Genomic DNA, 5,918 nt, shown 5'->3' with positions numbered 1-5,918 from the left:
TGGTATGGCTTCGACTATTGCCTTGAACTTTTCGAATAATTTCTTTCCTATTTTTGCGATTACCATATTAAGTGCCAGCAATTATCAGGTGGGATTAATTAGCTCCCTTCCTCCATTAATGGCCTTACTTATGACGATTCCAGCTGCCATCATGCTGAATCGAGCAGCTGAACACAAGAAGCTCGTGGCGACGTCTATTTTGTTGGCTCGTGTCATGTTCCTGCCTATAGTCGCACTTGTTTATTTACCTTCAGAATCTATGCAAGCTTGGGTTTTTCTGGTAATAGTCGCTCTGATGAGTGTACCCAATACAGTAGCGAACATGGGTTGGCAAACCCTCATCAGTGGAATGATTAGTGAATCTAGGCGTGGCGCATTTTTTAGTGACCGTAATCGCTTTTTAACAATGGTCGGGTTGGTTTCCACATTAATCATCGGGATTGTGATGAAGGATGCATCCGACAATGTCACCGCGTATCAAATATTATTTGCAATTGCATTTGGCTTTGGCCTTTTAGAAGTTTATTTATTGATGAAGCATGACGAAACCCCTGCTCATGCCGAGGGACCTGTTGTGAAGAAGAAGTTAATGGAATGGTCAATTTTCAAACACTCCGGCTATGTATCCTTTCTAATAGCTGCACTATTTTTCAATTTCGCTTGGCAAATGGCTTGGGGAATTTTTAATATTTACCATATACGAGTTGCTGGCGCGACGGTATTTTGGATTAGCATGTTTTCTGTTGGGAATATGTTAATGCAAATATTAACGTTCCCTCTTTGGAAAAAATGGGCTGAGCAAAGATCTAATGTTCGCGTCTTTGTTTGGGCTGCCATCGGTATGGCAAGCACTCCTTTTTTAACCGTCTTGTCGACGAACTTTTATTATTTAACATTCGTGCAAACGATATCCGGCTTTTTCTTATCAGGTGTCGTGTTACTTTCATTCAATTTATTACTTGAACAATCACCTGAAGCATCTCGAACTTACTGCATTACCACTTACAATGTCCTACTAGCGTTTATGGCTTTCCTGGCACCACAAATCGGTATTTGGTTGTTGAATTTATGGGGCGTTGAAATGGCTATGTATATTAGCTCCGGCTTGCGTTTACTCAGTGCTGCTGTATTTTTCGCAGTATATTTACGGTATGGCAGAGTGCCAAAAGCTTCGTTATAACCTTGATATGATTGCTCAATGATAAAACCGCCTCACAATCTGAGGCGGTTTTTTTGCATTCATCTTTCTTTTTCACATGGTTTCAATGTACGGTTAATTTTTTTAGTACGGTAAAATAATCCGAGTACAAAATTTTATTCGTTACTTGGTTGATTAAGTGTTTAATAAAGGCTCCCTCATCAAAATTCTCTTCATCCACTACGAATCTTCCTAATTCAATATGAACTTCTTCGTTCATACCAGATTCAATTTCTACGAGTTCCGAGAATATAAAGCCCCATCTTTTTTCTTCAAATAATGTTCCTTCTATTTGACTAATAGAGGAGGTCACCATTGAAGAAGGCACCGAGTAATTGTTTTTGATTCGAATCAGGGTTTCATCGTGGTTTGCTGAAAATACTATTTCTTCATATCCAATATCAAAATTCTTTTTAAACTCTACTTTATTCAATACGATCTCTCCTCCATAAACTTGATTGATAGTTCAAGTATGTATAAAGAAACTTGTATTTATACCTATTTGTAATAATAATGTCGTCCAAAGTAGTCTGGAAACCATCATTCTCGATTTAGTTGTAAAAATCACGAGTTTAGTTGTAATAGTAAAATTATGGAACCCTGTGTGGAGTGGCACCAACAGAAAAAGGGTTTGGGTAGCTTCCAAAAGCATTAATCCACGAAAAAAAGACAGGATGGCAGAATCTGCATCTTGTCTTTATTGATGAAACTTATATTTTCTTAACTTGAGGTGCTTAAGATTCCTTCGAATTATTTGGAGCTCTTAAGTTGTTCAAATGACGCTCTTGTTCTGCTAGGATTTCGTCGTCTTCCGCATTGTCGCGTGTCACTTTTTGTGTGAGGATAGCTCCGACTGCTACTAAAATCATCACCGCGATGTAATATCCCTTTTCGTTTAGTTGTAAATTATCCGCGTTGTAAAGACCGATTGAGAACATGACCACTCCTGCAAAGAACGTGAAATATGCGAGCACAGCAAATGCTACGGTATTGCGTCTTCTGTATTTCGTTGGAAACATAATGGAGTCCCCCTCTTTTCTCATTTTTCACTTCTTAATATATGATACGAATGAAACTTCTAGGTGCACTGTCATAAAATATGATAATTTTACGGTTTCTCTAATATCTTATTAAATCCAGCCATAAAAAAAGCAGATGACCGGCTTTAGGCCGATTCTTCTGCGGTATTAATTGTTATTTGAGACGCCGTTTTTATGAATGATTCGTAGATTAAAAAGTATTTCAATGACTTCAGGAAAAATTAAAGAAATGCAAACGAGTTGAATTTGTTAAACAACATGATCATATTGGTGTATTCCTTGATATTGATTGAGTAATACATCTAACTCTTGACTGCATGCAACAACCAAAGGATGGATCAAACCAAATTGTTTTGCTTTTTTGTACATTTCTCGTTTTTTGCTGTTTATTTTCTTCAATGTTACGTTTTCCTTGCCCACTGTTTGCACCTTCATTATTCCCTTCCCCCATACCCATATGATTTTAATTGCACATGTTTTAGACAGTGAAGCAACATGTTAAACACAGGGACCACCCTTACAGAGTTTTTCATATGAAAAGACTGTTTTTTGATTCAATATGAAACTACATTTTCTATAACTCAAAAATTTAGATGTTAAAATCTAAATGCATCACAAAATTTTCCAATAATTTTTATCGCAATTTTAATTACCATATATATTACATTTTCATTGTATAACACCATCACCAATAAATCAATATATGGTATGAACTTTATCTTTCGACACAATATGTTGTAATGTTAATTATTTTAAAGTATTTAACTGGAAAATTTAGTAAATAAGAACTATTCCTTAAGTCAATAATAATGTGCTCACTTTTTAGACCTTCAGACAAGTTTTCATTCGAGATATTTAGTTTGAATAACATTTCCACCATGATAGAAGTTATTCAATTTATGTTAAACATTCCTGATTATTCGTAAGTGGAAAAGATGCATATGAGAAAGCTTATTCACACAAAAAAGACATTCCCGAATAAGGAATGCCTTTACTATTTTTATTAAACTAATCGAGCGCCTCCATCGATATCGACAACAGATCCAGTTGTGAATACGTTTTTTTGCTAAATTAACGTAAGATTGCGCAATGCGTTTAACAAGGAGTTGCTCCGCGATTCCATTGAACATGCCTCGACGTTGGTCTTCTGGCTTACCAGCGTAAATCGGTGTATTTACAATACCAGGCAATACAACGTTTCCGCGCATTGGAGATAGCTCAATAGCAAGCCCGCGAACTAAACCATCCACTGCTGAGTTAATTGCTGCTAATGTAGATGCTCCTGGTGGTGACCGGTTTATCCCAGTAATAAAAAGTGAGATACATTCATTGGAAAGCTATTCTGCCAAAGTAATACTAATAGCAACCTGGGTGCAATTAAATAGGGTCCTTTGCATGGGTAATTGTATGGGTAAGCAACATTACACAAACACTAGAAACGATAGTTATGTATTCCAAACTGCCAATTCATTGTATAAATAAGCAGGAGGCTGAGTGTTATGCTCCCTCTCCCAATACGGATAGGAAAATGATGACCATTATATAAAAAAACCGGCACTGGCAAAATGGAAAAAATCCCACTAGCCAATCACCGGCTGTTCGCCTGCTTAAGAAGCAAGAACATAATATTAGTATAAAGTTAGCTTTCTTATTTGCCAATTCATCTAACGTTGTAATTGTATGTACCTTTATTCTTAGATTGTATAGAACAAAAGATGTATATAAAGATCCAGCCGCGTCAATCTCGAAATAAGATTTGTTCTTTTCCATAACTAACTTGCCTCTCTAATAAAGGTGCTCCGAGTTCCGATAAATCAATTCCCATGCATGATGAATGTAACAAATTAACCCATTCGTGTTTCTACTATTATATAATCGTAGGGCTTCTTCTATATTCCTTCTCGGTTGTGAAGGGCGACCCATGTGTTTACCTCTTGATTTTGCTCTTTCTCTACCTTCAGATGTTCGTTCAACGATTAGTCTATTAAAACCCTCATTTTCACGACTTCAATTTAGTCGCATAACCAACTGACATAATGTTGAATAAAAAAATCGTCCGATTGAACGGACGATTTTTTCTTATTGTGCTACTTCGTTGGCAATGTTTGATTCTGATAAGCCAACTTCTTTAAGTACCTTATTTAATTCAGCGTCAGCCACTTCAAATTTCGCACGTGCCTCATCTAATACAACTTCATCTTCAGCAGCTACTTTAATTTTGTCACTACTTTATTATTGATTTTTACAATAATTGTAGAGTTAGCTTCTGCAGTACCTTTAATTTGAACTTCTTTATTTTGGTGCTKTACGATCTAAAACTTTGACTTTTGTAGTAGCACTTTGAATWCCATTTTTATCTATAGCATATACAGATAACTCTGTACCTGCTTTTAGTTGTTTAATCTTGATACTAAATTTCCCATTAGAATCAGCTTTTCCTGTTGCAATAACAACACTACCGATTTTTACAGTGATCGTTGCATTTGCTACAGTCGTTCCTGAAAGCTTTGTATCATTGTCATCGATTGGATTAATAACTGGTCTATTTAGTGACCATTTTGCGTAAAGCGTTACATTACCTGTCACTTTATCTGTTGCAAAATTCCATGCTACTTGACCTGCAATATCACTGTCTGCAAGGAAGTGACTTGATTAACGAATATGAAAAGAGCCTACCATCTCGGTAGACTCATTTTGATTCAATCCATTTAGATATCCTCTTCATTCTTATTTGATTTGGTCAAATGTCAAGTTTGTGATTTGAATTTTGAAAACACATATGGAGAACTAGGGAAAGATTTTATTCATGTCCATCACCTTATTCCACTTCACAAAATACAACAGAGCTATATTGTAGATCCGATAGAAGAATCGATGAGAGCCTTGAAATGTATGTGGTAGTAAAATTTTGTGRACTATTAAGGGTTTTTTAATAATGCTCCTTTATTTTTTGTCTACAATGAAAAGCCAAGGGATTAACCCTTGACTTTTTCATTAGATTTAATGTTTTACAACCTTGAACGTTGCCGCTTGACTACTATTCCCTGCCTTATCCTTTGCAGTTACAGTAATTGTAGTTCCTTTTTTCTGTRCTTTTATCTTAACTGAGTAGTTCCCTTTTGAATCAGCAGTAGCTGCGCCAAGAGATTTACTTCCTACTTTCACATTAACAGTTGAGTTCGCTTCAGCTTTTCCTSTTACCTTTGTATCGTTATCATCTACTTTATTAACCGTTGGCTTGCTTGGTGCAACAACATCTGAAACAGTTACTGTCACACTTGTACTCACATTTCCAGCGCTATCTTTAGCTGAGATTACTAACTTTGTGCCTGCTTTTTGAACAGCTATTTTTGTTGAGAAAGCTCCTTTAGATGTTGCYTTTGCAGTTCCTAGTACTGTCTTACCACTTTTAACTGTAACCGTAGATCCAGRTTCTGCCTTTCCAGTTACTACTTTGTCGTTATTATCAATYTTATTTACAACTGGCTTGCTTGGTGCAACAACATCTGAAACAGTTACTGTCACACTTGTACTCACATTTCCAGCGCTATCTTTAGCTGWGATTACTAACTTTGTGCCTGCTTTTTGAACAGCTATTTTTGTTGAGAAAGCTCCTTTAGATGTTGCTTTTGCAGTTCCTAGTACTGTCTTACCACTTTTAACTGTAACCGTAGATCCAG

Annotated in this window: 6 protein-coding genes and 1 pseudogene; 1 reads left to right on the top strand and 6 read right to left on the bottom strand. The window is 36.2% G+C overall.

All coding sequences use genetic code 11. The features are described 5' to 3' along the window. On the top strand, window positions 1–1,180 hold a 1,180-nt coding region (locus AC1DOS_RS17410), incomplete at its 5' end, for an MFS transporter (protein ID WP_477538511.1). Window positions 1,181–1,262: 82 nt separating this feature from the next. On the opposite strand, the gene AC1DOS_RS17405 is transcribed toward AC1DOS_RS17410, so the two are convergent. The 6 genes and pseudogenes from AC1DOS_RS17405 to AC1DOS_RS17380 form a co-directional block, all read right to left on the bottom strand. Next, window positions 1,263–1,631, bottom strand: coding sequence for a hypothetical protein (locus AC1DOS_RS17405; protein WP_108587688.1), 369 nt, complete (start codon window positions 1,629–1,631; stop codon window positions 1,263–1,265). 301 nt (window positions 1,632–1,932) lie between these two features. Further along, on the bottom strand, window positions 1,933–2,217 hold the full coding sequence (locus tag AC1DOS_RS17400; protein WP_477538510.1) for a YiaA/YiaB family inner membrane protein: 285 nt from the start codon (window positions 2,215–2,217) through the stop codon (window positions 1,933–1,935). A 270-nt stretch (window positions 2,218–2,487) separates the two neighbouring features. Beyond that, window positions 2,488–2,673 (bottom strand): aspartyl-phosphate phosphatase Spo0E family protein, encoded by a 186-nt coding sequence (locus tag AC1DOS_RS17395; protein ID WP_108587690.1) that lies wholly within the window; start codon window positions 2,671–2,673, stop codon window positions 2,488–2,490. Between the two features lie 1,306 nt (window positions 2,674–3,979). Further along, window positions 3,980–4,063 (bottom strand): annotated as a pseudogene (locus AC1DOS_RS17390) (DNA polymerase); the annotation flags it as partial. Between the two features lie 467 nt (window positions 4,064–4,530). Then, on the bottom strand, window positions 4,531–4,863 hold the full coding sequence (locus AC1DOS_RS17385; protein WP_477538512.1) for an Ig-like domain-containing protein: 333 nt from the start codon (window positions 4,861–4,863) through the stop codon (window positions 4,531–4,533). A 375-nt stretch (window positions 4,864–5,238) separates the two neighbouring features. Beyond that, window positions 5,239–5,918, bottom strand: a 680-nt coding sequence (locus tag AC1DOS_RS17380; RefSeq protein ID WP_477538509.1) for an Ig-like domain-containing protein, incomplete at its 5' end; no start/stop codon positions are given.

It is taken from the genome of Paenisporosarcina sp. P5_A11, from assembly GCF_056400705.1.
The sequence above is the reverse complement of the archived record's forward strand: the minus strand, read 5'-3'. Positions and strand labels throughout refer to the sequence as shown.